Raw genomic sequence first — 26,526 nt, forward strand, 5'->3', positions numbered from 1 at the left:
CCTGCTCGAGCCCGTGAACGGCGCGCACTTCGCTTTCACCGACAGGTGGGGCGGGGTGAGCGCCGTTCCGTACGAGGAGCTCAACCTCGGCGGGGCGGTGGGGGACGACCCCGAGGCCGTCCGGACCAACCGGGCGCGCGTCGCGGAGCGGCTCGGGCTCGACCCGGCGCTGGTGGTCTGGATGAACCAGGTCCACGGCGCGGACGTGGCCGTGGTCGACGGCCCGTGGGAGACCGCCGAGATCCCGTCCGTCGACGCGATCGTCACCACCCGGCGCGGACTCGCGCTCGCGGTCCTCACCGCCGACTGCACCCCCGTCCTCCTGGCCGACCCCGTCGCCGGGGTCGTGGCCGCGGCCCACGCCGGCCGGCCCGGAATGGTGGCCGGGGTCGTCCCGGCGGCCGTGAAGGCCATGATCGAACTGGGCGCCGACCCCTCGCGGATCAGCGCCCGTACCGGCCCCGCCGTCTGCGGACGCTGCTACGAGGTGCCGGCCCCGATGCGGGACGAGGTCGCGGCGGTCGAGCCGGCCGCGTGGGCCGAGACCAGCTGGGGAACCCCGGCCGTCGACGTCACGGCCGGAGTCCACGCACAGCTGGAGCGGCTCGGGATCCGGGACCGGCGGGCCGACGCGGTCTGCACCCGCGAGTCGGGCGACCACTACTCGTACCGCCGCGATCGCACCACGGGGCGACTCGCGGGATATGTCTGGTTGGACTGAGAGAGACATGACGGGCATGACGGGCCGCAGGGCCGAACTCGCCGAGAACCTCGCGCGAGTGGAGGAACGTATCGCCGCCGCGTGCGCGGCGGCCGGTCGCAAGCGGGAGGACGTGACCCTCATCGTGGTCACGAAGACCTACCCGGCGAGCGATGTGAGACTCCTTCACGAACTCGGCGTACGCGACGTCGCCGAGAACCGGGACCAGGATGCCGCTCCCAAGGCCGCGGCCTGCGCGGATCTGGACCTCCGCTGGCACTTCGTCGGTCAGTTGCAGACCAACAAGGTCCGTTCTGTGACGAGTTATGCCGATGTCGTGCAGTCGGTCGACCGCCCGAAGCTCGTCACCGCCCTCTCGGCGGCGGCGGAGAAGGCCGGGCGCGAGCTCGGCTGTCTCATCCAGGTCGCGCTCGACGCCGAGTCGGGCGAGCGGGGTGAGCGGGGCGGCGTCGCCCCGGACGGCATCGAGGAGTTGGCGGCGGCCGTGGACGCCGCACCCCGGCTGCGGCTCGACGGACTGATGACCGTCGCGCCGCTCGCCGGTCCGTACGCGGGACGGCAACGGGCCGCGTTCGACCGGCTGATGGATTTGTCGACTGTCCTGCGCGCGACCCGTCCGGCTGCGAACATGGTGTCAGCAGGCATGAGTGCGGACCTCGAGGACGCCGTGGCGGCCGGAGCGACACATGTACGCATCGGTACGGCGGTACTGGGTGTCCGCCCCAGGCTCGGGTAACGTCGCGAAGCAAGTCGGACCACAGCAGAAAATATGGTCATTTCCGCCAATAGGCGGGCAGACCTCGTGGATCGCGGGCACTTGGTGACGATGCCGATCCACCACAGAGCGGAGGACTCAGAGAATGGCCGGCGCGATGCGCAAGATGGCGGTCTACCTCGGCCTCGTGGAGGACGATGGGTACGACGGCCGGGGATTCGACCCCGACGACGACTTCGAACCCGAGCTGGAACCGGAGCCCGAGCGTGAGCGGCGCCACCAGCCCCCGCGGCAGGTGGAGCGGGAGGAGCCGGTGCGCGTGGCGGTGCCACCCGCCCAGCGGGAGCGCGAGCGTGAGCCGGTCGCGCATTCCGTCCCGCTATCCGCCGAAAGTGGACGTCCCGCGCGCATCGCCCCCGTGGCATCCATCACACCAGAACGTCCGAGCCTGGAGAAGAACGCACCCGTGATCATGCCCAAGGTCGTGTCCGAGCGGGAGCCGTACCGCATCACCACACTGCACCCGCGGACCTACAACGAAGCCCGTACCATCGGGGAACACTTCCGCGAGGGCACCCCGGTGATCATGAATCTCACGGAGATGGACGACACCGACGCGAAGCGACTTGTCGACTTTGCCGCCGGACTCGTCTTCGGGCTCCATGGCAGCATTGAGCGCGTGACGCAGAAGGTCTTCCTGTTGTCGCCTGCTAACGTCGATGTCACGGCGGAGGACAAGGCCCGGATCGCAGAGGGCGGATTCTTCAACCAGAGCTGAGAAACACGACACCGGAACGGACCGGCCGCGAGGCCGGTCGAGCGAGAGCACGAGAGCCAGGGGAGAGGGAAGCACGGGATGGGCGTCGCACTACAAGTGGTCTACATCGCTCTGATGTGCTTCCTCATCGTGCTGATCTTCCGATTGGTCATGGATTACGTCTTCCAGTTCGCCCGTTCATGGCAACCCGGTAAGGCGATGGTGGTCGTTCTGGAGGCCACCTACACTGTCACCGATCCACCGCTCAAGCTCCTGCGGCGGTTCATTCCGCCGTTGCGTCTCGGGGGCGTGGCACTCGACCTGTCCTTCTTCGTTCTGATGATCATCGTCTACATCCTGATCTCCATCGTGAGCAGCTTCGCGAGGTGAATGTGGACGATACGGTCTTGCCGACTGCCGACGACTACGTAGAGGTGAAGAAGAGATGCCGCTGACTCCCGAGGACGTGCGGAACAAGCAGTTCACGACCGTCCGCCTTCGAGAAGGCTATGACGAGGACGAGGTCGATGCCTTCCTCGACGAGGTCGAAGCCGAACTGACCCGCCTGCTCCGCGAGAACGAGGACCTGCGCGCCAAGCTGGCCGCCGCGACGCGCGCCGCCGCGCAGAACCAGCAGCAGGGCATGCGCAAGCCCCCGGAGCAGCAGGATCGTCCCGTCGGTCCGGGCGCCCCCGTGCCCGCGGCCATATCCGGACCGCCGGTCCAGCAGCAGCCCCCGCAGATGGGCCCGCCGCAGCTGCCGTCCGGTGCGCCCCAGCTCCCCGCCGGTCCGGGTGGCCACGGCCCCGGCCCGATGCAGGGTGGGCCGATGGGTCCCGGCCAGATGCAGGGTGGCCAGATGCAGGGCGGCCAGATGCAGGGCCAGATGCAGGGCGGCCCCATGGGTCAGCCGATGGGCGGCCCGATGGGCCACCCCCAGCAGCAGATGCAGCAGCAGATGCCGCAGCCGGGCCAGGGCCCGGGCGGCGACAGTGCCGCCCGTGTGCTCTCGCTGGCCCAGCAGACGGCCGACCAGGCGATCGCGGAGGCCCGTTCCGAGGCCAACAAGATCGTCGGCGAGGCTCGTTCGCGCGCCGAGGGCCTGGAGCGGGACGCCCGCGCCAAGGCCGACGCGCTGGAGCGGGACGCGCAGGAGAAGCACCGCGTCGCGATGGGCTCGCTGGAGTCCGCCCGCGCCACGCTGGAGCGCAAGGTCGAGGACCTGCGCGGCTTCGAGCGCGAGTACCGCACGCGTCTGAAGTCCTACCTGGAGTCGCAGCTGCGCCAGCTGGAGACCCAGGCCGACGACTCGCTGGCTCCGCCGCGGACGCCGGCCACGGCCTCCCTGCCGCCGTCGCCCTCGATGGCCTCGGCGGGCGCGGGCGCCCCGTCCTACGGCGGCAACGGCACGATGGGCGGCGGACCGTCCATGGGTGGCGCTCCGTCCTACGGCGGCCAGCAGCAGATGTCCCCGGCGATGACCCAGCCGATGGCACCGGTGCGGCCGCAGGCGCCGCAGCCGATGCAGCAGGCGCCGGCGCCGATGCGCGGCTTCCTGATCGACGAGGACGACAACTGACGGCGGCGGTCCGCGCGATGAGCGCGTAGCCGTCGGCAGGCTGAGGGCCGGGCCCGGGACGAAAGTCCCGGGCCCGGCCCTTTTCCATGGACGTCGGGCACGGGGGTACGGAAAAAGGGCCCGGCACCCTCGTGGGTGCCGGGCCCTTTCGGGCCGGGCGGTTACGCCTTGCGGAGGTGGAAGGTCAGGGCGAGGGACTCGTCGGTGAAGGCGGGGCCGAAGGAGTCGTCGGCCGGGGACGACGCGTAGTCCGTGGCGAGGACCTCGTCCGCGATCAGCTCCGCGTGGGTCGTCAGGGCCTCCGTCGTCTCCGGGGACTCCGAGGACCACCGCAGGGCGATCCGGTCCGCCACGTCCAGGCCGCTGTTCTTGCGGGCCTCCTGGATCAGGCGGATCGCGTCGCGCGCCAGGCCCGCCCGCCGGAGCTCCGGCGTGATCTCCAGGTCCAGGGCGACCGTCGCACCCGCGTCCGAGGCCACCGACCAGCCCTCACGCGGCGTCTCCGTGATGATGACCTCCTCCGGGGAGAGGGTCACCTCCTCGCCGTTCACCGTGACCGTCGCCTCTCCGGAGCGCAGCGCGAGGGACAGGGCGGCGGCGTCGGCGGCCGCGACCGCCTTCGCCACGTCCTGGACGCCCTTGCCGAAGCGCTTGCCCAGCGCCCGGAAGTTCGCCTTCGCCGTCGTGTCGACCAGCGAGCCGCCGACCTCCGACAGCGAGGCCAGCGAGGAGACGTTCAGCTCCTCGGTGATCTGCGCCTGGAGCTCCGGCGACAGGGCCGAGAAGCCCGTCGCCGCGACCAGGGCCCGCGACAGAGGCTGCCGCGTCTTGACGCCCGACTCGGCGCGCGTCGCGCGACCCAGCTCGACCAGGCGGCGGACCAGCAGCATCTGCCGCGACAGCTCCGGGTCGATCGCCGACGTGTCGGCCTCCGGCCACGACGAGAGGTGGACCGACTCGGGGGCCTCCGGCGTCACCGGGACCACCAGGTCCTGCCAGACCCGCTCCGTGATGAAGGGGGTCAGCGGGGCCATCAGGCGCGTGACGGTCTCCACGACGTCGTGGAGCGTGCGCAGCGCCGAGGCGTCACCCTGCCAGAACCGGCGCCGCGAACGACGCACGTACCAGTTCGACAGGTCGTCGACGAAGGCCGACAGCAGCTTGCCCGCGCGCTGCGTGTCGTAGGCCTCCAGGGACTCCGTCACCTGCTCCACGAGCGTGTTGAGCTCGCTCAGCAGCCAGCGGTCCAGGACCGTGCGCTCCGCCGGTGCCGGGTCCGCCGCGCTCGGCGCCCACCCGGACGTACGGGCGTACAGCGCCTGGAAGGCGACCGTGTTCCAGTACGTCAGGAGCGTCTTGCGCACGACCTCCTGGATCGTGCCGTGGCCAACCCGGCGGGCCGCCCACGGGGAGCCGCCGGCCGCCATGAACCAGCGGACCGCGTCGGCGCCGTGCTGGTCCATGAGCGGGATCGGCTGCAGGATGTTGCCCAGGTGCTTGGACATCTTGCGGCCGTCCTCGGCGAGGATGTGGCCCAGGCAGACCACGTTCTCGTACGACGACTTGTCGAAGACCAGCGTGCCGACCGCCATCAGCGTGTAGAACCAGCCGCGCGTCTGGTCGATGGCCTCGGAGATGAACTGGGCCGGGTAGCGGGACTCGAAGAGTTCCTTGTTCTTGTACGGGTAGCCCCACTGCGCGAACGGCATCGAACCCGAGTCGTACCAGGCGTCGATGACCTCCGGCACGCGGGTCGCGGTCTTCGCGCAGCCGTCCGCCGGACAGGAGAAGGTCACCGCGTCGATGTACGGGCGGTGCGGGTCCAGCTCCGACTGGTCCGTGCCCGTCAGCTCGGTCAGCTCCGCGCGCGACCCCACGCACGTGAGGTGGTCGTCCTCGCAGCGCCACAGCGGCAGCGGCGTGCCCCAGTACCGGCTGCGCGAGAGCGCCCAGTCGATGTTGTTGTTCAGCCAGTCGCCGAAGCGGCCGTGCTTGACCGAGTCCGGGAACCAGTTCGTCTTCTCGTTCTCCTGGAGGAGACGGTCCTTCACGGCGGTCGTACGGATGTACCAGGACGGCTGCGCGTAGTACAGCAGCGCCGTGTGGCAGCGCCAGCAGTGCGGGTAGCTGTGCTCGTACGGGACGTGCTTGAAGAGCAGGCCGCGCGCGCCCAGGTCGGCGGTGAGCGCCTCGTCCGCCTTCTTGAAGAAGACGCCGCCGACCAGCGGGACGTCCTCCTCGAAGGTGCCGTCGGGGCGGACCGGGTTCACGACCGGGAGGCCGTAGGCGCGGCAGACCTTGAGGTCGTCCTCGCCGAAGGCGGGGGACTGGTGGACCAGACCCGTACCGTCCTCGGTCGTGACGTACTCGGCGTTCACGACGTAGTGCGCCTCGTCGGGGAACTCCACCAGCTCGAAGGGGCGCTGGTACGTCCAGCGCTCCATCTCGGCGCCCGTGAAGGACTCGCCGGTGGTCACCCAGCCCTCGCCGAGCGCCTTCTCGAGGAGCGGCTGGGCGACGACCAGCTTCTCGTCGCCGTTCGACGCGACGACATAGCTGACCTCGGGGTGGGCCGCGACCGCCGTGTTGGAGACCAGGGTCCAGGGGGTCGTCGTCCAGACCAGCAGCGCTGCCTGGCCGGCGAGCGGGCCGGAGGTGAGGGGGAAGCGGACGAAGACGGAGGGGTCGACGACCGTCTCGTACCCCTGCGCCAGCTCGTGGTCCGAGAGGCCGGTGCCACAGCGCGGGCACCAGGGGGCGACGCGGTGGTCCTGGACGAGCAGGCCCTTGTCGAAGATCTGCTTGAGCGACCACCAGACCGACTCGATGTACTCGGGGTCCATCGTCCGGTACGCGTCGTCGAGGTCGACCCAGTAGCCCATCCGGGTCGTCAGCTCGGCGAAGGCGTCGGTGTGACGGGTCACGGACTCGCGGCACTTGTCGTTGAACGCGGCGATGCCGTATTCCTCGATGTCCTTCTTGCCGGAGAAGCCGAGCTCCTTCTCGACGGCGAGCTCCACCGGCAGGCCGTGGCAGTCCCAACCGGCCTTGCGGGCCACGTGGTAGCCCCGCATGGTCCGGAAGCGGGGGAAGACGTCCTTGAAGACGCGGGCCTCGATGTGGTGGGCGCCGGGCATGCCGTTGGCGGTGGGCGGACCTTCGTAGAACACCCACTCGGGGCGGCCCTCGGACTGCTCCAGGGTCTTGGCGAAGACCTTGCTCTCCTGCCAGAAGTCGAGCACGGCGTGCTCGAGCGCGGGCAGGTCGACCTGGGCGGGCACCTGGCGGTACTGCGGCGGTTTCATCGGCGAACTTCCTCCGGCGGACTGCTTCGTTTCCGTCCGGAGGGACGAGAGCGCCGTGCTGCGCGGCTCCCGCGGTACCACCCTCCTTGGCCCCGGGCGTGTGCCCGTGACCCCCTCATTGGGGTCGCGATGCCGGGTCTACTGGCCGTGGGCACTGTCCGCGGCGTTCTTCCGGCGGCTCCGGGGTGATGCTTCACATCGGGCTCGCCCCCGGGCTCTCACCGTCCCCGGGTCGCTCATGGCTGCGTACGACGCTACTCGTCCCCATCCAAGCCTTTCGCTCCGCCCAGTGTACGGGGCGGGGAGCGGGTCGGCAGACCGCTTTTCGGGGCGGGGCGGGACGGCCCCGGGGGCGGTGGGCGTGACCCGAATGGCCATACGGGCGTGGCCGGACTTCGGACGGGCTCCGCGGGGCGGATTACGGGGCGGGGAGCTGGGCACAACGGAGGCAGGCTCGCCATGCCGGGGGCATGGGCGGGTGCGATCGGCGGCGTGCCCCGTTGCCGCGGGCCTTGGGCCGATTTATCGTCCCAGCACGATTCGCGAGCAAGATCACAAAATGTGAAGGGGCCGCGACATGGTGGCGAAGAAGACCGCCGCGAAGAGGACCTCGACCGCCGGTACCGCCGGTACGGGCGGGGCCGCCAAGGACGCGACCGGCAAGAAGTCGACGGTCGCGAAGAAGGCGGCGACGGCGGCGGCCCCGGCACGCAAGAGCACGGTGAAGAGCGCTTCCGCGAAGAGCGCGGCGGCGAAGAGTACGGCGGCGAGGAGTACGGCGAAGAGCACGGCCGCCGGGAGCGCGGTGAAGGAAGCGGCCGTGAAGAAGGCGACCGCGAAGAAGGCGGTCGTTGCCAAGAAGGCGGCGGCCAAGGCACCGGCCAAGAAGGCGGCGGCGAAGAAGGCGACGCAGAAGAAGGCGGCGGAGAAGGAACCGGCGAAGAAGGCGGCCCCAGCCGGGAAGGCCGCCGTGACGAAGACCCCGGCAAAGAAGACGGCGGCGAAGAAGACCGCGGCGAAGAAGACCGTGGGGACGCGAGCCCCGGTGAAGAAGACCGCGACAGAGAAGACCCCGGCGAAGAAGGCTCCGGCGAAGAAAGCCGTGGCCAAGAAGACCCCGGCGAAGAAGGCCGTGGCCACGAAGGTGGCGGCGGCTCCGGCCAAGAAGGCCGAAGGCAAGAAGAAGGCCGCTTCCGCGGCGCAGGGTGAGCAGACAGGAGCCATGACGGTGGCAGCGAAGAAGACCGCGGGTGGCGTCACGACGGCCGAGGAAGAGATCGCGGTTCCGCCGGCGCGCGCCGGCGACCTCGCCGTGCGCCCCGGCGAGGAGCCCTGGACACCGGAGGAGGTCGCCGAGGCCCGCGCCGGCCTGGAGAGTGAGGTGGCGAGGCTTCGGGCGGAGCTGCTCCACTCCGAGCAGGAGCTGACCGGGCTGATGCGGGACTCCGGGGACGGCGCCGGCGACGACCAGGCCGACACCGGCACCAAGAACATCACGCGCGAGCACGAGCTCGCCCTGGCGGCCAACGCCCGCGAGATGCTGGAGCAGACCGAGCACGCCCTGGAGCGGCTGGACGCGGGCACGTACGGCCTCTGTGAGGTCTGCGGCAAGCCGATCGGCAAGGCGCGCATGCAGGCGTTCCCGCGGGCCACGCTGTGCGTCGAGGACAAGCAGAAGCAGGAGCGTCGCGGCTGAGAGCCCCGGGCCCGATACCGGGCCCGATCCCGGTCCCGGTCCCTGCCGGTGCCGTACTGGTGTGCCGTACCCTCGTGCACAGTCAGGCACCTAGCGTTGAGGGACTCACGTGACAGAGGCGGAGCGCATCATCGGTACGCCGGATTCAGAGGGGGCCGACGAGGCCGCGGCACCGGCCCCGGAGCCCAGGGGGAAGCGCAAGATCCTCGCGCTTCTCCTCGTGGCGCTGTTCGCGTACGCGCTCGACCTCGGCAGCAAGATGCTCGTGGTCGCGAAGCTGGAGGGCCGCGAGCCGATCAGGGTCGTCGGGGACCTGCTGACGTTCCACGCGATCCGGAACCCCGGTGCCGCCTTCGGCATGGGCGAGGCGTTCACGATCATCTTCACCTGCATCGCGGCGGTCGTGATCGTCGTGATCGTGCGGCTGGCGCGCAAGCTCTACAGCACGTCGTGGGCGATCGCGCTTGGCCTGCTCCTGGGCGGTGCGCTGGGCAACCTCACCGACCGGATCTTCCGCTCGCCGGGCGTCTTCGAGGGCGCGGTGGTCGACTTCATCGCCCCCGCGCACTTCGCCGTCTTCAACCTCGCCGACTCGGCGATCGTGTGCGGCGGCTTCCTCATCGTGATCCTGTCGTTCCGCGGCCTGGACCCGGACGGGACCGTCCACAAGGACTGAGCGCGGGGCCGGGTGTCCGCGGCACAAGGCATACTCGACGAGTGAGTACGAGTCCCGAGATCCGCACGCTGCCCGTTCCCGACGGCCTGGAGGGCGAGCGCGTCGACGCCGCCATCGCCCGTATGTTCGGGTTTTCCCGTACGAAGGCCGCCGAGCTGGCCGCCTCCGGAAAGGTCCAGGTCGATGGCGCCGTCGTCGGCAAGTCCGAGCGGGTCAGCGGTGGCGCGTGGCTCGAGGTCGAGATGCCCGGGGCCGCGGCGCCGGTGCGGATCGTCGCCGAGCCCGTCGAGGGCATGGAGATCGTCCACGACGACGACGACATCGTCGTGATCATGAAGCCCATCGGTGTGGCCGCGCACCCGAGCCCCGGCTGGACCGGCACCACCGTCATCGGCGGCCTCGCCGCCGCCGGGTACCGCATCTCCACCTCCGGCGCCGCCGAGCGCCAGGGCATCGTCCACCGCCTCGACGTCGGCACGTCCGGACTGATGGTGGTCGCCAAGTCCGAGCGGGCGTACACCCTGCTCAAGGCGCAGTTCAAGGAGCGGGTCGTCGACAAGCGCTACCACGCGCTGGTCCAGGGGCACCCGGACCCGATGAGCGGCACGATCGACGCGCCGATCGGGCGCCACCCCCAGCACGACTACAAGTGGGCCGTGACGGCCGAGGGCAAGCCCTCGGTGACGCACTACGACCTGATCGAGGCGTACCGCGCGGCCTCGCTGCTCGACATCAAGCTGGAGACCGGCCGCACGCACCAGATCCGGGTGCACATGTCGGCCCACCGCCACCCCTGCGTCGGCGACCTGACCTACGGGGCCGACCCGACCATGGCGAAGCGCCTTGGACTGACCCGGCAGTGGCTGCACGCGGTCCGGCTCGGCTTCGAGCACCCCTCGGACGGGCAGTGGGTCGAGTTCGAGAGCACCTACCCGGCGGACCTCCAGAGCGCGCTGGACAGGATCGCGGCGGAGAGCGAGTGAGCACCGGATTCTCGGTACGGGAGGCCGTCGGACCCGAGGACCGCGAGGCCTGCTTCGCCGTGCGCAGGGACGTCTTCGTGGTCGAGCAGCGGGTCCCGCAGGAGATCGAGTACGACCGGTACGACGAGACGGCCGTGCACGTCCTCGCCGTCCGTGAGGACGGGCTGCCGCTGGGCACCGGCCGGCTCCTGCACGGAGCCGACGCGGTCGGCAAGACCGGCGGCGACGCGTCCGTGGGTTCGCTGGGGCGGCTCGCCGTCGCCAAGGCGGCGCGCGGTCTCGGGGTCGGCGTGGCGCTGGTCCGCGCCATCGAGGACGCGGCCAGGGCGCGCGGTCTGAAGGCCGTGGACCTGCACGCCCAGACCCACGCGCTCGGCTTCTACGAACGGCTGGGCTACGAGGCGTACGGCCCCGAGTTCCCGGACGCGGGGATCCCGCACCGCGCCATGCGGCGGGCGCTCTAGCGGAGGCGGTCCCCCAGGGCGATCGCCCAGGGCGTCCCCCAAGGCGGTCGCCCAGGGCGGTCCCAGGGCCCTCGGGCGGGACGTTTCCGCGCGGGCCGCTCACACCGGGTCGTGTTCGGCCTGATGTGGCCCCGCTCGTGGCAGGGTTGAAGCCCGATCGTCGACCGCGCCGCCAGGCCGGAGGGGCTCACCGTGGATCAACTGGCCCTGCTGTTCCTGCTGCTGTTCGGCGCGCTGATCACCGTGCCGCTCGGCGACCGGCTCGGGCTGCCGGCCCCCGTGCTCATGACCCTCATCGGGATCGTGCTGGCCTTCCTGCCCTTCGTACCCAACGTCGAGATCCCGCCGGAGTACATCCTTCCGCTTGTCCTCCCGCCGCTTCTCTACGCCTCCGCGCAGCGCACGTCCTGGCGTCAGTTCGCGGCCAACAAGCGGCCCATCTTCCTGCTCGCCGTCGCTCTGGTCTTCGTCACCACCGCGGCCGTCGCCGCCGTGGCGAACGCGCTCGTGCCCGGGCTCCCGATCGCCGCCGCCGTCGTGCTCGGCGCGCTGGTCGCGCCGCCCGACCCGGTCGCCGCGACCGCCGTCGCCGGCTCCCTCGGGCTGCCCCGCCGGCTCGTCTCGATCCTGGAGGGCGAGGGGCTCTTCAACGACGTCACGGCCATCGTGCTGTACCACGTGGCGATCGGCGCGGCCGTCGGCGGCGCCTTCTCCTGGGGAGGCGCGGGCGCCGAGCTGGTGCTCTCCGCCGTCGTCGCCGTCGCCGTCGGACTCGCCCTCGGCTGGGCGAGCAACAAGCTCATGGGGCTGCTCGGCGAGGCCACCCTGCAGACCGGCCTCACCCTGCTCGTGCCGTTCGTCGCCTACGTGCTGGCCGAGGAGCTGCGCGGCTCCGGCGTCCTCGCGGTGCTCGTCGTCGCCCTCTACCTCGCCGAACACGCCGTCGACGCCGACGACGTGATGGGGCGGCTCGCCGGGCAGACCTTCTGGCAGATCGTCGACACGCTCGTCACCGGCATCGCGTTCGGGCTCATCGGACTCGAACTCCACAACGTCTTCGGCACCGCCGACGACCGGATGGGCCGGATGCTGGGCTGGGGCGCGGCGGTGGTGGGCGTCGTCGTCGGCGTCCGGCTGCTGTGGCTGCTGCCCGCCACCTGGCTGGCGAAGCGGCTGCACACCCGCCGCGACTACGCCGAGGAGATCCCCGTGAGCTGGCGGGAGACCGTCGTCATGTGGTGGTCCGGGATGCGCGGGGTGGCCTCGGTGGCGCTGGCGCTCGCCATCCCGCTGCGTACGGAGGACGGTTCGCCCTTCCCGGGCCGGGACGAGATCGTCTTCATCGCCTTCTGTGTGATCATGACCACACTCCTGGTCCAGGGGCTCACTCTGCCCTGGTTGGTGAAGCGGCTCGGCGTGCGGGCCGACGCGGACGCCGAGCGCGCCTTCGAACGCGACCTCGCCGTCCGCGCGGCGAAGGCGGCCAAACACCGGCTGAAGGAGATCGAGGACGCCGAGGAACTGCCCGAAGAGGTGCAGGAGCGGCTGCTGCGCGGGGCGTTCGACATCGGGGCGCGGATCAGCCCGGACATGCTGGACGAGGAGCGCAGGGCCGCCTTCGTCGAGCGGGCGGGGCGCGTCAAGGCCGTCCAGCGCATCCAGCGGGAGATGCTGTCCGCCGCCCGGCACGAGGTGCTGGCGGCCCGGAGCGAGCCGGGAGCCGACCCCGAGGTGGTCGACCGCGTGCTGCGGCAGCTGGACGTACGCAGCATGCGGTGACGCCGCCTCAGGTCAGGGCGGTGAGGCCCGGGTCCGGCCGGTCTCGGCCGCAGCCTCAGCCGCGGCCGGTGCGGGGCGGCTCGTCGCCGTCCTTACGGTACGTGTCGGCGGGGACGGCGTTGTTGCTGTGCACCTCGGCGGCCCGCGGCGGGGCGTCGAGCGGGTTCCGGCCGTCCCGCGGCGCCGGGACGGCGTCCGCCATCGCGATCCGGGGAAGCGCGTACGGATGTTCCTCGGTCAGCCAGGCGACGAGCTGCTCGCGGACCGTGCACCGCACCGTCCACACGTCGTCCGCGTCCTTGGCCGTGACCACGGCGCGGACCACGAGGGTGCTGGGCGTGGTGTCCGTGACGGCCAGGCTCCAGTCGCGGCCGTCCCAGGCCGGACAGTCCGCCAGGATCTGCTTGAGCCGGTCGCGCATCTCCTCGACCGGGGCCGAGTGGTCCAGGTGGAAGAAGACCGTGCCGGTCATCTGGGCGCCGCCGCGCGACCAGTTCTCGAAGGGCTTGCTGGTGAAGTACGAGACCGGCATCGTGATGCGGCGCTCGTCCCAGGTCCGTACCGCGAGGAAGGTCAGCGTGACCTCCTCCACGACGCCCCACTCGCCGTCGACCACCACGGTGTCGCCGAGCCGCACCATGTCGCCGAAGGCGATCTGGAAGCCGGCGAAGAGGTTGCCGAGGGTGGACTGGGCGGCGATGCCCGCCACGATGCCGATGATGCCCGCCGAGGCCAGCATCGAGGTGCCCACGGTCCGCAGGGCCGGGAAGGTCAGCAGCATGGCCGCCACCGCGACGACGGCGACGACCGCCGTCACGATCCGCATGATGAGCGTCACCTGGGTGCGCACGCGGCGGACGCGGGCCGGGTCGCGGGTGGAGGAGGCGTACCGCGCGAAGGTCGACTCCACGACGGCCGCGGCGATCCGGATCACCAGCCAGGCGCTGGAGCCGATGAGGACGAGCGAGAGGAACTGGCCTATCCCCGCCGCGTGGTCCTCGACGGTCCGCCACCCCGTCTCGCGGTAGGTGCCGCGCAGGACGGAGGCGAGCAGCACCGCCTGGAGCGGCACCCGGCAGCGGCGCAGCAGTCCCCACAGGGGGGTCTCGTGGTGGGCGGCGTCGGCCCGCCGCAGCAGGACGTCGGCGGCCCAGCCGGCCGCCAGGGTGAGCAGTATCGATCCGCCGACGACGAGCAGGGGGCGCAGCGCGCTGTCCATGTACTCCAGACCTCCGAGTCTCCGGGTGGGTGCGCCCGGCTGGCAGGATGGACCGCATGGACATCATGCTCTTCCACTCGACCTACGGTCCGCGTCCGGCGGTGGAGGCCGCGGCCGAGCGGCTGCGGGCCGCCGGGCACCAGGTGCGCGTGCCCGACCTCTTCGAGGGTCAAACCGCGCAGACGGTCGAGGAGGGAATGGAGCTCCAGAAGTCGATCGGCAAGGAGGAGCTCCTGAAGCGGGCGGTCCTCGCCTCCGCGCCCTACTCGGAGCGCGGACTCGTCTACGCCGGCTTCTCCCTCGGCGCCTCGGTCGCGCAGACCCTCGCCCTCGGGGACGAGAAGGCGCGCGGGCTGCTGCTGCTCCACGGCACCTCGGACATCGCCGAGAGCGCGTCGGTCGACGATCTTCCCGTCCAGCTGCACATCGCCGACCCGGACCCCTTCGAGCCGCACGACTGGCTGACGTCCTGGTATCTGCGGATGGGGAAGGCGGGGGCCGACGTCGAGGTCTACCGCTACCCGGGCGCCGGTCACCTCTTCACCGACCCGGACCTGCCGGACTGGGACGAGGCGGCCGCGGAGCGTGCGTGGGCGATCTCCCTGGCGTTCCTGGAGGGGCTGTAGGACGCGCGGAAGGGCGCGGCGGGTGCTCTCCCGCCGCGCCCTTCCTCAGAGCATCGATTCTCAGCCGGCGCGGTACGCGGTCCAGGCGTCGTTCATGCGCGTGACCTGGCCCAGGGTGAACTGGGTCATGCACGCGTCGTAGGTGTAGTCCATGAAGTTCTTGATCGGGTCCACACCGGGCTTGGACGCGCAGCTGTCACGTCCGACCGGGCACTCGTACGCCGGGCTCTTCTCGGCCGGCGTGTCGCTGACGTAGTCACCGTTTCCGTTGCAGCCGCCCTGGAAGGTGTGGTACAGCCCCAGCCAGTGGCCGACCTCGTGGGTGGCGGTGTCACCCTCGTTGTAGTTGGCCGCGGAGCCGCCCGGCAGCGAGGTGTCGAGGACGACGACACCGTCCATGGACGGGTTGGAGTTGTACGAGGACGGGAAGGTCGCCCAGCCGAGCAGGCCGCCGCTGAGGTTGGCGGTGTAGAAGTTCAGCGCGCCCGCGCCGCCCCGGCGGAGGGTCGACTTCATCTCCTTCTCGGCGGTGGAGCCGGAGGAGAGGTTGTACCAGGACGGGTTGTCCGTGTAGGTGGTCGCGGCGAGGGTGAACTGGAAGTTGGTGTTCACATTGCCGGTGCCCTGGCCGCCGAAGGCCGCGTTCAGGACCGCCATCTGGTTGTTGACGGCGGTGGCGCTGAGCTTGCCCGTCGTACCGCTGTGGATGACGTGGAAGTAGACCGGGATGTTCACCACGGCGGCGGTGGAGTTCATGCCACTGGCGCGGACCGACTCCAGTCTCTTCTTCAGGTCCGCGTCCATGGCCTTGGCCTGGGCGGCGGAGACCTCGTTGGGCTCGCCGGCGTGGGTGTCGGCGCCACGGGACTTACGGGCGGCGGAGTGGTCGTCGGCGTGGTCGTCCACGCCCTCCACGCACTCCTCGGCGGAGAGGCCCGCGGCGGAGACGGTGGTGACCGGGGCCGCCGACGGGGCGGAGAGCGGGGCCAGGGCCAGGGTTCCGGCCATGACCGCGGTGCCGAGCATACGACGTGACATACGCGGCGATATACGAACAAGAGCACGCACAGGTGACTCCTCGCGGGGGGTTGTGGAGAGGCACTTCCTCGCCACCGCGGGGAGATTACGGGGCCATGTCAGACGTTGATGAGCATCGAACAAGCCCAATCATTCGTGCGGCAAATCAGGGCATCAGGAAGAAAAACTTTCGCCCGTTCCGGAGTTTGAGACGTGGACGTAACGAACGCACGGCCGAAGGCGGGTGGTGTGTCCGGATTAGGGCTGCCGAATTCACCACCCGCCGTGGGGATGTGATCTTCCGTTAACACGCTGGATCATGGCTGAAAATCAACCATGAGGTCATGTCAGTGAACCGGCTGGTACACCCGCTCGACACGCTGCGTTCCCTCGAGCGTCCGGTACGAGCGCGCCCAGGCGGTCGTCGCGTCCGCCCGCGTCTTGTCGGAGACCGTGTAGTAGTCCATCTGCGAGCGCTCGGCGGTCACGTCGAGCACGCCGTAGCCGTGGTGGTCCATGTCGACCCACTTCACATGGCGGTTGGCGGCCCTGACCGCCCCGGCCGCCACCACCGAGACCGTGCCCGGCGCCACGCGGAGGATGTCGTCGAGGTTGTCCGAGGTCACCGACGTCACCACGAACTCGGTCGCCGCCGACCGCGACAGCGGGTACGTCGCCGCCTTCACCGGTACGTCGTTGGCCCAGGCCATGTGGATGTCGCCGGTCAGGAAGACGGTGTTCCGGACGGACCGCGCGGTCAGATGCTCGAGCAGCTCCCTGCGGTCGTCGGTGTAGCCGTCCCACTGGTCGACGTTGACCGCCAGGCCCTCCTTCGGCAGGCCGAGCAGCTCGGCCAGCGGGGCGAGCAGATGCGCCGGCAGGGAACCGAAGGCGACCGGCGAGATCATCACCGAGGTGCCGACCAGCTTCCAGGTCGCGTCGGAGCCCGCGAGGCCCGACTTCAGCCAGTCCAGCTGCGCGCGGCCGGTGAGCGTACGCTCCGGGTCGTCGACCGAGCCGCTGCCGATGCCGGCCTGCTGGGAGCGGAAGGAACGCAGGTCCAGCAGGTGCAGATCGGCCAGCTTGCCGAAGCGGAGCCTGCGGTAGACCGTGCCCTCGGTCGAGGCGCGGACCGGCATCCACTCGAAGTACGCCTGCTTGGCGGCGGCCACCCGGGCCGCCCACTCGCCCTCGGCGCCCGGCGTGTGGTTCTGCGCCCCGCCCGACCAGGCGTCGTTGGCGACCTCGTGGTCGTCCCAGATCGCGATCACCGGATGCGCGGCGTGCAGCGCCCGCAGATCGGGGTCCGTCTTGTACGTGGCGTGCCGCAGGCGGTAGTCGGCCAGCGAGACGGTCTCGTGGCGCGGCTCGTGGGGCCGGACCGTGTACTCGGCCGTCGGGTAGCCGCCGCTGGCGTACTCGTAGACGTAGTCGCCGAGGTGGAGGACGGCGTCGAGGTCCGCTCGGGCCGCGAGATGGCGATAGGCGGAGAAGTAGCCCGCCTCCCAGTTGGCGCAGGAGACGACACCGAAGCGGACGCCGGGTATGGCGGCGTCGATGGCCGGTGCGGTGCGGGTGCGGCCCACGGGGGAGGCGGTGGTGCCGGCCGTGAAGCGGAACCAGTGGGTGGTGGCGGGACGCAGGCCCCGTACGTCCACCTTGACGGTGTGGTCGGACGCGGCCGTCGCGGTGGTGGTGCCGCGGGCCACGGTCCGGGTGAAGGCGCGGTCTTCGGCTATCTCCCAGGCGACCGCGACGTCCGGGCCTCTTCGGGAGCCGGGCACGGCGTCGGGGGTGGGAGTGACGCGCGTCCAGAGCAGGACGCCGTCGGGCAGCGGGTCGCCGGAGGCGACGCCGTGGAGGAACGCGGGGGCCTCGGTGTCCGCCAGGGCGGGGGAGGCGGTGCCCGCCAGCACCGGGGCGGCGACGGCCGTCGCGGCGGCGGCCTTCACGACCGTACGGCGGGAGGGCGCTGAGGGAATGAGTCGACTGGTCACGGGCAGTCAGATTACTGATCGGTACGCCTCGCGGGCAGGCGAAATCCGGAAAGTTCGCCCACCCGTCGACCGGCCGTCGTGAGCGCCCTGATCGCGTTCACCGGACACCGCCCGCGGCGGCTCGTTAGGCTGACGCTCCGGCAGATCGCCTTTCTAGAAACTTTCTATGTTTTTCATCGTCAGTGGGGGACTCGATGTCACAGCCGCCGGAGCCGCAGCCCTGGTACGGATATCCGCGGCCTCAACTGCCGGTCGAGGGAAACCCGTACGCCCAAGGCGGCACGGGCCCGCAGCGGCCGCGGCGGAAGGGGCTCAGGGGCGGGCCCGGCGCCGTCGTCGCCGCGCTCGTCGCCGGGCTGCTGCTCGGCGGGGGAGGGATGTACGCCTTCCTCGGGGGCGGCGGCACCACCACCCCGGCGAAGCCCACCGTCCAGGAGACGACCAAGCCGCCCAAGGCGACGGCCAGTTCGCCCGCCGCGTCGAAGACCCCGGACGCGGCCGACATCAACGCCCGCCGCGTGGCGGGCGACGCCAGGGCATGGCTCGGCGGGAACGACGCCGACCTGCCCCGGCGCACCGTCCTCCTGAACGACCTGTGGACGGTGGGCGACACCATCGTCCAGGCCGTCTACAAGGAGGTCACCGCCTACAAGCTGTCCGACGGGGCCAAGGTGTGGAGCGTGCCGCTGCCCGGTCCGGTGTGCGAGACACCCGTGAACACCACGCCCGACGGCAAGGTCGTGATCGCGTACAAGAACACCCCCTCCGGGCAGGGCGGCCAGTGCGACCAGCTCCGGATGATCGACCTGAAGACCGGCACGGCCGGCTGGCACAAGGAACTCACCTCGACCGGCGCCATGGACGGCACCATCAGTCTCCGTACCGCGATCACCGGCGACACGGTCATGGTCGTGCAGAACATGTGGGCCGCCGCCTACCGGGTCGGCGACGGCGCGCGGCTCTTCGTCTCCGCCGTGGACAACCCCGGCGACTGCTACCCCGACGAGGTGGCCGGAGGCACCAGGCTGCTCCAGATCGACACCTGCGCGGTCGGCGGCGACGCGTCCTTCGGCCAGGTCAAGGAGCTCGACCCGAGGACCGGCAAGGTCAAGTGGCGGTGGCGGACGCAGAAGGGCTGGGCCGTCTCCAAGGTCTACTCCGTCGACCCGGTCGTGGTCACCACCTACGACCGGAAGGACAGCCTCGACACCTGGCGGATCGTCGCGCTCAAGCCCGACGGAAAGCTGCGCTCGACCCTCGCGACCAAGAAGGGCGCGTTCAAACAGTGCGCGGACACGGGTGACTCCGGCAGGGGGGCGCAGAACTGCCCGGGCGCGGCAGTCGGACCGAACACGCTCTACCTGGGCAGCGAGAGCAAGCTCGCCGCCTTCGATCTGAACACCGGCAAGCTCTCGTGGGGCGTCCAGGCGGAGGACGGACGGCGGATGTACCCGCTGCGCGCGGAAGGCGACGCGGTCATCGCCTATGGCGGACCCTCCAGCCGCGAGGCGGGCCGCGTCGTCCGGATCGCCGGACGCGGGGACAAGGTGACGCGGCTGCTGCGCCACCCCGACTCGGCACGTGAGGTGGAGTTCGGGATGTTCGCGGGGAACCTGGCGTACGGAAACGGCCGCGTCGTCATCACTCCGTCCGTGGTGAACGGCGACGACAAGGTGCAGGAACCGCGCATGCTCTCCTTCGGCCCGGACACGCCGTGAGCCCGGAAGGCTCCTGAGCCCGGACAGTCCTGAGCCCGCCGACGCGGTCGTGCGTCGGCGGGCTCGGGGCGGAAACGGGCTAGCCCTTGAGGGCCGGGGTGATGGCGGCGTTGAACTGCTCCACCGACATCGGGGGGCTGTCGCTGCCCTGGGCGGTCAGCGTCTTGCCGTCCATCTTCAGCGTCGGCGTGCCCGTCACGCCGCTCGCGTCGAACGCCGCGGACATCTTCATCGCCCAGGCGTCGAAGGTGCCGTTCTCCACGTTCTTCTTGAACGCGGCGTTGCCCTTCAGGGCCGGGACCGAGTCCGCGATCTCCAGCAGGTAGGAGTCCTTGGCGAACTTGTCCTGGCTCTCCTCCGGGTGGAACCGCGCGGAGTAGAGCGCCGCCTTGTACTTCATGAACGCCTCGGGGCTGACGTCGAGCGCCGCTCCGAGGGCGGACAGGGCGTTCTTCGACCCCTCGCCCTGGGTGGCGTTGTCGATGAAGGTCGCGCCGACGTACTTGATCTTGTACTTGCCGGCCTCGACGTCCTTCTCGACCGTCGCGCCGACCTGCTGCTCGAACGTCGCGCAGACCGGGCAGCGCGAGTCCTCGTAGAGCTCCAGCGTCTTCTTCGCGATCGGCTTGCCGATGACGACGGTGGTGCCGTTCGTGCCCGTGGTGTTCTTGGGCGCGGTGACCTTCGTCTCCTTGGCCATCGCCTCCCAGTGCGACGGCTTGTTCGCCTGGACGACGGCGTAGCCGATGCCGCCGGCGACCGCCAGGACGGCGACGGCCGAGACGCCGACGATCACCTGGCGGCGCCTCTTCTCCTTCTTGGCCTGGCGCTCGCGCTCGATGCGCAGCCGCTCGCGGGCGGCCGCCTTGTTGGCCTGGCTGTTGCGTGCACTCATGGTCGTGATCTCCGTGGGACGTGCCGACGCGACGGGCGTCGGAAGACTCGAAAGGGAAAGACTCGAAAGGGAGGGAAGGGAGCAGCTGGGCTGCTCAGGCGAGGGCGAAGCCCGAGCGCGGCGGTCCCCGCCGTCCGACGGAGTGCACGAGAAGGCGGGTACGGGCCGGGCGCGGCCGGTTCGCGGGGCGTCCGCCGCGCCCGCGCGCCGGGCGCGGCACGCCGAGGAGCGCGGCCACCAGCAGCAGCGGCCGGAACGTGAACGCGGCCACCGCGCCGACCAGCCGGGCGAGGGCCCGCTCGCCGTGGCGCAGCCAGGCCGCCGCGAACAGCCCCACCGACACATGGGCCGCGAGCAGCAGCCATGGCAGGGCCGGGTCGGGGGAGTCCAGGAGGGCGGCCGCGCCGCCGTTCTCGGGGACGACCACCCCCGGCAGCGGGGTGCCGACAGAGCCGCCGCAGAGCACGTCCACGCCCACCGAGCGCAGCGAGCCGGCGACCGGGCCGCCGGACGCTCCGTAACAGACCGCCTGGCCGGTGGTGAAGACCGTGTCGGCCGCCAGCTCCAGCGGCACGAGCAGCCCGGCGATCGGGCCGAAGCCGCGCTCGCGGCCGGCCAGCGCGTACGCCACGGCGAACACGCCGGCCGAGAGCAGCCCCACCGTCAGCAGGGGCAGCGGCACCTGGGAGAGCAGCACATGGGAGCCGGCGGACAGCGTCACGACCAGTGCCGTGAAGAGCGCCGCCCGCAGCCCCCTGAGCCGCGTCCCTGATATGTCCATCGCGCAGGAGAGTGTGCCATGCCTTCCTGTAAGACCCCCCTAAGGGCGGCCTTACAGGCCCGGGATCCGGCCGTTGCGGAACAGGTCGACGAAGATCTGGTGGTCGGCACGCGCGCGTGCGCCGTACGCGTGGGCGAAGTCCACGAGCAGCTCCGCGAAACCCTCCTCGTCGGCGGCGATGGCCGCGTCGATGGCCCGCTCGGTCGAGAACGGCACCAGGGAGTGGCCGCTGGAGTCGTCCGCGGCCGCGTGCATCGTCGCCGTCGCCCGGCCGAGATCGGCCACGGTCGCCGCGATCTCCTCCGGGTCGTCGATGTCGGACCAGTCCAGGTCCACCGCGTACGGCGAGACCTCCGCGACCAGCTGCCCGGAGCCGTCCAGCTCCGTCCAGCCCAGCCAGGGGTCCGCGTGCGCCTGGAGCGCCCGCTGGGAGATGACCGTGCGGTGCCCCTCGTGCTGGAAGTACTCCCGTACCGCCGCGTCCGTCACATGACGCGAGACCGCCGGCGTCTGCGCCTGCTTCATGTAGATCACGACGTCGTTCTCCAGGGCGTCGCTGTTGCCCTCCAGGAGGATGTTGTACGAGGGGAGGCCGGCCGAGCCGATGCCGACGCCGCGCCGTCCGACGACGTCCTTGACCCGGTACGAGTCGGGCCGGGTCAGGCTGGACTCCGGCAGGGTCTCCAGATAGCCGTCGAAGGCCGCCAGGACCTTGTAGCGGGTGGCCGCGTCCAGATCGACGGAGCCGCCGCCCGAGGAGAACCGGCGCTCGAAGTCACGGATCTCGGTCATCGAGTCCAGCAGCCCGAAGCGGGTCAGGGAACGGGCGTCGCGCAGGGTGTCCAGGAGCGGACCCTCCGCCGTGTCCAGGGTGAAGGGCGGCACTTCGTCGTTCTTGACGCCGGTCGCCAGGGCGTGGATCCGCTCGCGGTAGGCGGCGGCGTAGATCCGTACCAGCTCCGTGATCTGCTCGTCGCCGAGCGCCTTGGTGTAGCCGATGAGCGCCAGGGACGCGGAGAGGCGCTTGAGGTCCCAGGTGAAGGGGCCGACATAGGCCTCGTCGAAGTCGTTGACGTTGAAGATCAGCCGGCCGGTGGCGTCCATGTACGTGCCGAAGTTCTCGGCGTGCAGGTCGCCGTGGATCCACACCCGGCCGGTCCGCTCGTCCAGGTACGGGCCGCCGTGCGCCTCGCGCTCCAGGTCCTTGTAGAACAGGCACGCCGTGCCCCGGTAGAAGGCGAAGGCGGAGCCGGCCATCTTCCGGAACTTCACGCGGAAGGCGGCCGGGTCGGCGGCGAGGAGCTCACCGAAGGCGGTGTCGAAGACGGCGAGGATCTGCTCACCGCGCTGTTCGGCGGTGGGCTGCGGGACCGACATCGGTGGGTGCCTCCTGGTACGGGCTCTGGCGCAAAATGGTGCATGACGAAACGGACGCGTGGTCCGTGTCTCTCAACGCGCGACGGTACCCCCGAGTGCCCACCCGTCGTCCGGCCACCACCCCTCATCGAGGGGCTTCGGCCCGCGGTGTTCCCCCGGTACTTGTCAGTGGAGAGTCGTAGACTTCCACGCTGTCCCCCCAGAAGAAGACCGCTGCCTTCGGAGGCTCCCCACCGTGACCAAGCCGCCCTTCACGCACCTCCACGTCCACACCCAGTACTCGCTGCTGGACGGTGCCGCGCGGCTCAAGGACATGTTCGAGGCGTGCAACGAGATGGGCATGACGCACATCGCCATGTCCGACCACGGCAACCTCCACGGGGCGTACGACTTCTTCCACTCGGCGAAGAAGGCCGGTGTGACGCCGATCATCGGCATCGAGGCGTACGTCGCCCCGGAGTCCCGGCGCAACAAGCGGAAGATCCAGTGGGGACAGCCGCACCAGAAGCGGGACGACGTCTCCGGCTCCGGTGGTTACACCCACAAGACGATCTGGGCGGCGAACAACACCGGACTGCACAACCTCTTCCGGCTCTCCTCCGACGCCTATGCCGAGGGCTGGCTCCAGAAGTGGCCCCGGATGGACAAGGAGACCATCTCCCAGTGGTCCGAGGGCCTCATCGCCTCCACCGGCTGCCCCTCCGGCGAGCTGCAGACCCGGCTGCGCCTCGGCCAGTTCGACGAAGCCCTGAAGTCGGCCTCCGAGTACCAGGACATCTTCGGCAAGGACCGGTACTTCCTGGAGCTGATGGACCACGGCATCGAGATCGAGCGCCGGGTCCGTGACGGGCTCCTGGAGATCGGCCGGAAGCTCGGCATCCCCCCGCTGGTCACCAACGACTCCCACTACACGTACGCGCACGAGGCCGGCGCCCATGACGCGCTGCTGTGCATCCAGACCGGCAAGAACCTCTCCGACCCGGACCGCTTCAAGTTCGACGGCACCGGCTACTACCTGAAGTCGACGGACGAGATGTACGCCATCGACTCCTCCGACGCCTGGCAGGAGGGCTGCGCCAACACGCTCCTGGTCGCCGAGCAGATCGACACCACCGGCATGTTCGAGGCCAAGAACCTCATGCCGAAGTTCGACATCCCCGAGGGTTACACCGAGGTCACCTGGTTCCGCGAGGAGGTCCGGCGGGGCATGGAGCGGCGCTTCCCGGGCGGCGTCCCCGAGGACCGCCAGAAGCAGGCCGAGTACGAGATGGACGTCATCATCTCGATGGGCTTCCCCGGCTACTTCCTCGTCGTCGCCGACTTCATCATGTGGGCCAAGAAGCAGGGCATCGCCGTCGGCCCCGGCCGAGGCTCCGCGGCCGGCTCGATCGTCGCGTACGCCATGGGTATCACCGACCTCGACCCGATCCCGCACGGACTGATCTTCGAGCGCTTCCTCAACCCCGAGCGCGTCTCCATGCCCGATGTCGACATCGACTTCGACGAGCGCCGGCGCGTGGAGGTCATCCGGTACGTGACGGAGAAGTACGGCTCCGACAAGGTCGCCATGATCGGCACGTACGGCAAGATCAAGGCGAAGAACGCGATCAAGGACTCCGCCCGCGTCCTCGGCTACCCGTACGCCATGGGCGACCGGCTGACCAAGGCCATGCCCGCCGACGTCCTCGGCAAGGGCATCGACCTCAACGGCATCACCGACCCCTCCCACCCGCGCTACGGCGAGGCGGGCGAGATCCGGGCGATGTACGAGAACGAACCGGACGTGAAGAAGGTCATCGACACCGCCAGGGGCGTCGAGGGCCTGGTCCGGCAGATGGGCGTGCACGCGGCCGGCGTGATCATGTCCAGCGAGCCCATCGTCGACCACGCCCCGATCTGGGTGCGGCACACCGACGGCGTCACCATCACGCAGTGGGACTACCCGCAGTGCGAGTCGCTCGGCCTGCTCAAGATGGACTTCCTGGGTCTGCGGAACCTGACCATCATGGACGACGCCGTCAAGATGGTGAAGGCCAACAAGGGCATCGACCTCGACCTGCTGGCGCTGCCGCTGGACGACCCCAAGACCTTCGAACTGCTCCAGCGCGGTGAGACCCTCGGCGTCTTCCAGTTCGACGGCGGCCCGATGCGCTCGCTGCTGCGGCTGATGAAGCCCGACAACTTCGAAGACATCTCCGCCGTGTCCGCCCTGTACCGGCCGGGCCCGATGGGCATGAACTCGCACACGAACTACGCCCTGCGCAAGAACAAGCAGCAGGAGATCACCCCGATCCACCCGGAGCTGGAGGAGCCGCTCCGGGAGGTCCTCGGCGTCACCTACGGCCTCATCGTCTACCAGGAGCAGGTGCAGAAGGCCGCCCAGATCATCGCCGGGTACTCCCTCGGCGAGGCCGACATCCTGCGCCGCGTGATGGGCAAGAAGAAGCCCGAGGAGCTGGCGAAGAACTTCACCATCTTCCAGGCCGGTGCCAAGAAGAACGGCTACAGCGACGAGGCGATCAAGGCGCTCTGGGACGTCCTGGTCCCCTTCGCCGGCTACGCCTTCAACAAGGCCCACTCCGCCGCGTACGGCCTGGTCTCCTACTGGACCGCCTATCTCAAGGCCAACCACCCTGCCGAGTACATGGCGGGGCTGCTGACCTCGGTCAAGGACGACAAGGACAAGTCCGCGGTCTACCTCAACGAGTGCCGCCGCATGGGCATCAAGGTCCTGCCGCCCAATGTGAACGAGTCCGAGTCGAACTTCGCCGCCCAGGGCGACGACGTGATCCTCTTCGGCCTCTCCGCCGTCCGCAACGTCGGCACCAACGTCGTCGAGTCGATCATCAGGACGCGCAAGGCGAAGGGGAAGTACTCCTCCTTCCCCGACTTCCTCGACAAGGTCGAGGCGGTCGTCTGCAACAAGCGGACCGTGGAGTCGCTGATCAAGGCCGGTGCCTTCGACGAGATGGGCCACACCCGCAAGGGGCTCGTCGCCCACCACGAACCGATGATCGACAACGTGGTGGCGGTCAAGCGCAAGGAGGCCGAGGGACAGTTCGACCTCTTCGGCGGCATGAGCGACGAGACGAGCGACGAGCCGGGCTTCGGCCTCGACGTCGAGTTCTCCGACGTGGAGTGGGAGAAGTCCTACCTCCTCGCCCAGGAGCGCGAGATGCTCGGCCTCTACGTCTCCGACCACCCGCTCTTCGGCATCGAGCACATCCTGTCCGACAAGACGGACGCGGCGATCTCCCAGCTCACCGGCGGCGAGCACAGCGACGGCGCGGTCGTCACCATCGGCGGCATCATCTCCGGCCTCCAGCGCAAGATGACCAAGCAGGGCAACGCCTGGGCCATCGCCACCGTCGAGGACCTGGCCGGCTCCATCGAGTGCATGTTCTTCCCGGCCACGTACCAGCTGGTCTCCACCCAGCTCGTCGAGGACACGGTCGTCTTCGTCAAGGGCCGGCTCGACAAGCGCGAGGACGTGCCCCGGCTGGTCGCCATGGAGCTGATGGTCCCCGACCTGTCGAACGCCGGGAGCAACGCGCCCGTCGTGCTCACCATCCCGACGGTCAAGGTCACCCCGCCGATGATCAGCCGGCTCGGCGAGATCCTCGGCCACCACAAGGGCAACACCGAGGTACGGATCAAGCTCCAGGGGCCCCGCAAGACGACCGTCCTGCGGCTCGACCGGCACCGGGTCCAGCCCGACCCGGCGCTCTTCGGCGACCTGAAGGTCCTGCTTGGCCCGTCCTGCCTGGCGGGATAGACACACGGCACACGGCAAGGGGCGCGCCCGTCGTCACGGGCGCGCCCCTTGCCGTACGTGAGGCCGGGCGGTCAGTTGTGGCCGAAACGCTTCTGCCGGCCCTTGCGGGCCATATCGCCCGGGGTCACCTGCGCGGCGCGCTCCGACTGCGACTCCATCGCGGACTTCTGCGCCTCCTGGGTGCCGCGCTCGGCCGGCGACTGCTCCTTCTGGCTGCGGTTCTGGTTCTTGTTCTTGGCCATGGTGATGCCTCCTCAGGGGGAACTCGGGGCCAGGGCCGCTGTCAGACTCACATACGGTATGAACCGCCGCATGTTGGATCATTACGGACGGTAAGCATCGGGACGCGTGACATTCGCCACGCCGATGATCCAGTTCCGGCCGTCAACCCCCCGGCAGTCGGGCAGACTCGAAGGATTCGAAGCAACTCCCGATCCCGAGGTTCC

21 protein-coding genes are annotated in these 26,526 nt (G+C 70.2%); 13 read left to right on the top strand and 8 right to left on the bottom strand.

The annotated features are described in order from the left end of the window. Positions 1 to 13 precede the first annotated feature (13 nt). From pgeF to ACF06X_RS04490, 5 genes are all read left to right on the top strand, one after another. A complete protein-coding gene (gene pgeF / locus ACF06X_RS04470; protein WP_392285976.1) occupies positions 14 to 721 on the top strand; it encodes a peptidoglycan editing factor PgeF in 708 nt (235 codons plus the stop codon). Positions 722 to 737: 16 nt separating this feature from the next. Beyond that, a complete protein-coding gene (locus ACF06X_RS04475; RefSeq protein WP_392285977.1) occupies positions 738 to 1,457 on the top strand; it encodes a YggS family pyridoxal phosphate-dependent enzyme in 720 nt (239 codons plus the stop codon). Positions 1,458 to 1,581: 124 nt separating this feature from the next. Then, complete coding sequence (locus ACF06X_RS04480; protein WP_391932602.1) at positions 1,582 to 2,214, top strand: cell division protein SepF; 633 nt, start codon at positions 1,582 to 1,584, stop codon at positions 2,212 to 2,214. Between the two features lie 78 nt (positions 2,215 to 2,292). After that, positions 2,293 to 2,583 (top strand): YggT family protein, encoded by a 291-nt coding sequence (locus ACF06X_RS04485; protein ID WP_019885526.1) that lies wholly within the window; start codon positions 2,293 to 2,295, stop codon positions 2,581 to 2,583. Positions 2,584 to 2,638: 55 nt separating this feature from the next. After that, on the top strand, positions 2,639 to 3,772 hold the full coding sequence (locus ACF06X_RS04490; protein ID WP_392285653.1) for a DivIVA domain-containing protein: 1,134 nt from the start codon (positions 2,639 to 2,641) through the stop codon (positions 3,770 to 3,772). 161 nt (positions 3,773 to 3,933) lie between these two features. Here the strand turns inward: ACF06X_RS04490 and ileS are convergent, their stop codons facing one another. After that, on the bottom strand, positions 3,934 to 7,077 hold the full coding sequence (ileS, locus tag ACF06X_RS04495) for an isoleucine--tRNA ligase (RefSeq protein ID WP_392285654.1): 3,144 nt from the start codon (positions 7,075 to 7,077) through the stop codon (positions 3,934 to 3,936). 577 nt (positions 7,078 to 7,654) lie between these two features. Between ileS and ACF06X_RS04500 the strand changes: the two genes are divergently transcribed. The 5 genes from ACF06X_RS04500 to ACF06X_RS04520 all read left to right on the top strand — a co-directional run bounded on the left by ACF06X_RS04500 (position 7,655) and on the right by ACF06X_RS04520 (position 12,675). Further along, positions 7,655 to 8,773: a TraR/DksA family transcriptional regulator gene (locus tag ACF06X_RS04500; RefSeq protein ID WP_392285655.1), complete on the top strand. Its 1,119-nt coding sequence runs from the start codon at positions 7,655 to 7,657 to the stop codon at positions 8,771 to 8,773. A 109-nt stretch (positions 8,774 to 8,882) separates the two neighbouring features. Next, complete coding sequence (gene lspA, locus ACF06X_RS04505; protein ID WP_392285656.1) at positions 8,883 to 9,449, top strand: signal peptidase II; 567 nt, start codon at positions 8,883 to 8,885, stop codon at positions 9,447 to 9,449. Positions 9,450 to 9,490: 41 nt separating this feature from the next. Then, positions 9,491 to 10,432 carry an RluA family pseudouridine synthase gene (locus ACF06X_RS04510; protein WP_392285657.1) on the top strand — a complete coding sequence of 314 codons (942 nt, stop codon included), beginning with the start codon at positions 9,491 to 9,493 and terminating at the stop codon, positions 10,430 to 10,432. Continuing rightward, positions 10,429 to 10,896: a GNAT family N-acetyltransferase gene (locus ACF06X_RS04515; protein WP_392285658.1), complete on the top strand. Its 468-nt coding sequence runs from the start codon at positions 10,429 to 10,431 to the stop codon at positions 10,894 to 10,896. Before ACF06X_RS04510 ends, ACF06X_RS04515 begins: the two co-directional genes overlap by 4 nt. Before the next feature lie 192 nt (positions 10,897 to 11,088). Continuing rightward, positions 11,089 to 12,675 carry a Na+/H+ antiporter gene (locus ACF06X_RS04520; RefSeq protein WP_392285659.1) on the top strand — a complete coding sequence of 529 codons (1,587 nt, stop codon included), beginning with the start codon at positions 11,089 to 11,091 and terminating at the stop codon, positions 12,673 to 12,675. 55 nt (positions 12,676 to 12,730) lie between these two features. Here ACF06X_RS04520 and ACF06X_RS04525 read toward each other — a convergent pair whose 3' ends face one another. Further along, positions 12,731 to 13,894 (bottom strand): mechanosensitive ion channel family protein, encoded by a 1,164-nt coding sequence (locus tag ACF06X_RS04525; protein WP_392285660.1) that lies wholly within the window; start codon positions 13,892 to 13,894, stop codon positions 12,731 to 12,733. 47 nt (positions 13,895 to 13,941) lie between these two features. On the opposite strand from ACF06X_RS04525, the gene ACF06X_RS04530 reads away from it, so the two are divergent. Continuing rightward, a complete protein-coding gene (locus ACF06X_RS04530; protein ID WP_392285661.1) occupies positions 13,942 to 14,520 on the top strand; it encodes a dienelactone hydrolase family protein in 579 nt (192 codons plus the stop codon). Between the two features lie 60 nt (positions 14,521 to 14,580). On the opposite strand, the gene ACF06X_RS04535 is transcribed toward ACF06X_RS04530, so the two are convergent. Together ACF06X_RS04535 and ACF06X_RS04540 are read right to left on the bottom strand one after the other, a co-directional pair. Then, positions 14,581 to 15,558, bottom strand: coding sequence for a zinc metalloprotease (locus ACF06X_RS04535; RefSeq protein ID WP_392285662.1), 978 nt, complete (start codon positions 15,556 to 15,558; stop codon positions 14,581 to 14,583). A gap of 326 nt (positions 15,559 to 15,884) precedes the next feature. Then, positions 15,885 to 17,534: an alkaline phosphatase D family protein gene (locus tag ACF06X_RS04540; protein WP_392285663.1), complete on the bottom strand. Its 1,650-nt coding sequence runs from the start codon at positions 17,532 to 17,534 to the stop codon at positions 15,885 to 15,887. A gap of 194 nt (positions 17,535 to 17,728) precedes the next feature. Between ACF06X_RS04540 and ACF06X_RS04545 the strand changes: the two genes are divergently transcribed. Then, the gene (locus ACF06X_RS04545) at positions 17,729 to 19,252 is read left to right on the top strand and encodes a PQQ-binding-like beta-propeller repeat protein (RefSeq protein WP_392285664.1); all 1,524 of its coding nucleotides are present in this window, start codon (positions 17,729 to 17,731) and stop codon (positions 19,250 to 19,252) included. A 79-nt stretch (positions 19,253 to 19,331) separates the two neighbouring features. Here ACF06X_RS04545 and ACF06X_RS04550 read toward each other — a convergent pair whose 3' ends face one another. From ACF06X_RS04550 to ACF06X_RS04560, 3 genes are all read right to left on the bottom strand, one after another. Further along, positions 19,332 to 20,147 (bottom strand): thioredoxin domain-containing protein, encoded by an 816-nt coding sequence (locus ACF06X_RS04550; protein ID WP_392285665.1) that lies wholly within the window; start codon positions 20,145 to 20,147, stop codon positions 19,332 to 19,334. Positions 20,148 to 20,241: 94 nt separating this feature from the next. Then, positions 20,242 to 20,928, bottom strand: a complete 687-nt coding sequence (locus ACF06X_RS04555) for a hypothetical protein (protein WP_392285666.1) — start codon at positions 20,926 to 20,928, stop codon at positions 20,242 to 20,244. A gap of 51 nt (positions 20,929 to 20,979) precedes the next feature. Beyond that, positions 20,980 to 22,305, bottom strand: a complete 1,326-nt coding sequence (locus tag ACF06X_RS04560; protein WP_392285667.1) for a DUF2252 domain-containing protein — start codon at positions 22,303 to 22,305, stop codon at positions 20,980 to 20,982. A gap of 235 nt (positions 22,306 to 22,540) precedes the next feature. Here ACF06X_RS04560 and dnaE point away from each other — a divergent pair, with 235 nt between their 5' ends. Next, complete coding sequence (dnaE, locus tag ACF06X_RS04565) at positions 22,541 to 26,080, top strand: DNA polymerase III subunit alpha (RefSeq protein ID WP_392285668.1); 3,540 nt, start codon at positions 22,541 to 22,543, stop codon at positions 26,078 to 26,080. Between the two features lie 71 nt (positions 26,081 to 26,151). On the opposite strand, the gene ACF06X_RS04570 is transcribed toward dnaE, so the two are convergent. Further along, complete coding sequence (locus ACF06X_RS04570; protein WP_392285669.1) at positions 26,152 to 26,322, bottom strand: hypothetical protein; 171 nt, start codon at positions 26,320 to 26,322, stop codon at positions 26,152 to 26,154. Positions 26,323 to 26,526: the final 204 nt, after the last annotated feature.

Origin of the sequence: Streptomyces sp. NPDC015346, from assembly GCF_043078785.1 — a bacterium.
Taxonomy (GTDB): Bacteria; Actinomycetota; Actinomycetes; order Streptomycetales; family Streptomycetaceae; genus Streptomyces.

Excerpts from the sequence above, each read along its gene's own strand:
- ACF06X_RS04475 (WP_392285977.1), top strand. The coding sequence starts at position 738 with ATGACGGGCCGCAGGGCCGAACTCGCCGAGAACCTCGCGCGAGTGGAG.
- ACF06X_RS04480 (WP_391932602.1), top strand. The coding sequence starts at position 1,582 with ATGGCCGGCGCGATGCGCAAGATGGCGGTCTACCTCGGCCTCGTGGAG.
- ACF06X_RS04485 (WP_019885526.1), top strand. The coding sequence starts at position 2,293 with ATGGGCGTCGCACTACAAGTGGTCTACATCGCTCTGATGTGCTTCCTC.
- ACF06X_RS04490 (WP_392285653.1), top strand. The coding sequence starts at position 2,639 with ATGCCGCTGACTCCCGAGGACGTGCGGAACAAGCAGTTCACGACCGTC.
- ileS (WP_392285654.1), bottom strand. The coding sequence starts at position 7,077 with ATGAAACCGCCGCAGTACCGCCAGGTGCCCGCCCAGGTCGACCTGCCC.
- ACF06X_RS04500 (WP_392285655.1), top strand. The coding sequence starts at position 7,655 with ATGGTGGCGAAGAAGACCGCCGCGAAGAGGACCTCGACCGCCGGTACC.
- ACF06X_RS04525 (WP_392285660.1), bottom strand. The coding sequence starts at position 13,894 with ATGGACAGCGCGCTGCGCCCCCTGCTCGTCGTCGGCGGATCGATACTG.
- ACF06X_RS04530 (WP_392285661.1), top strand. The coding sequence starts at position 13,942 with ATGGACCGCATGGACATCATGCTCTTCCACTCGACCTACGGTCCGCGT.
- ACF06X_RS04535 (WP_392285662.1), bottom strand. The coding sequence starts at position 15,558 with ATGTCACGTCGTATGCTCGGCACCGCGGTCATGGCCGGAACCCTGGCC.
- ACF06X_RS04545 (WP_392285664.1), top strand. The coding sequence starts at position 17,729 with ATGTCACAGCCGCCGGAGCCGCAGCCCTGGTACGGATATCCGCGGCCT.
- ACF06X_RS04550 (WP_392285665.1), bottom strand. The coding sequence starts at position 20,147 with ATGAGTGCACGCAACAGCCAGGCCAACAAGGCGGCCGCCCGCGAGCGG.
- ACF06X_RS04555 (WP_392285666.1), bottom strand. The coding sequence starts at position 20,928 with ATGGACATATCAGGGACGCGGCTCAGGGGGCTGCGGGCGGCGCTCTTC.
- ACF06X_RS04560 (WP_392285667.1), bottom strand. The coding sequence starts at position 22,305 with ATGTCGGTCCCGCAGCCCACCGCCGAACAGCGCGGTGAGCAGATCCTC.
- ACF06X_RS04570 (WP_392285669.1), bottom strand. The coding sequence starts at position 26,322 with ATGGCCAAGAACAAGAACCAGAACCGCAGCCAGAAGGAGCAGTCGCCG.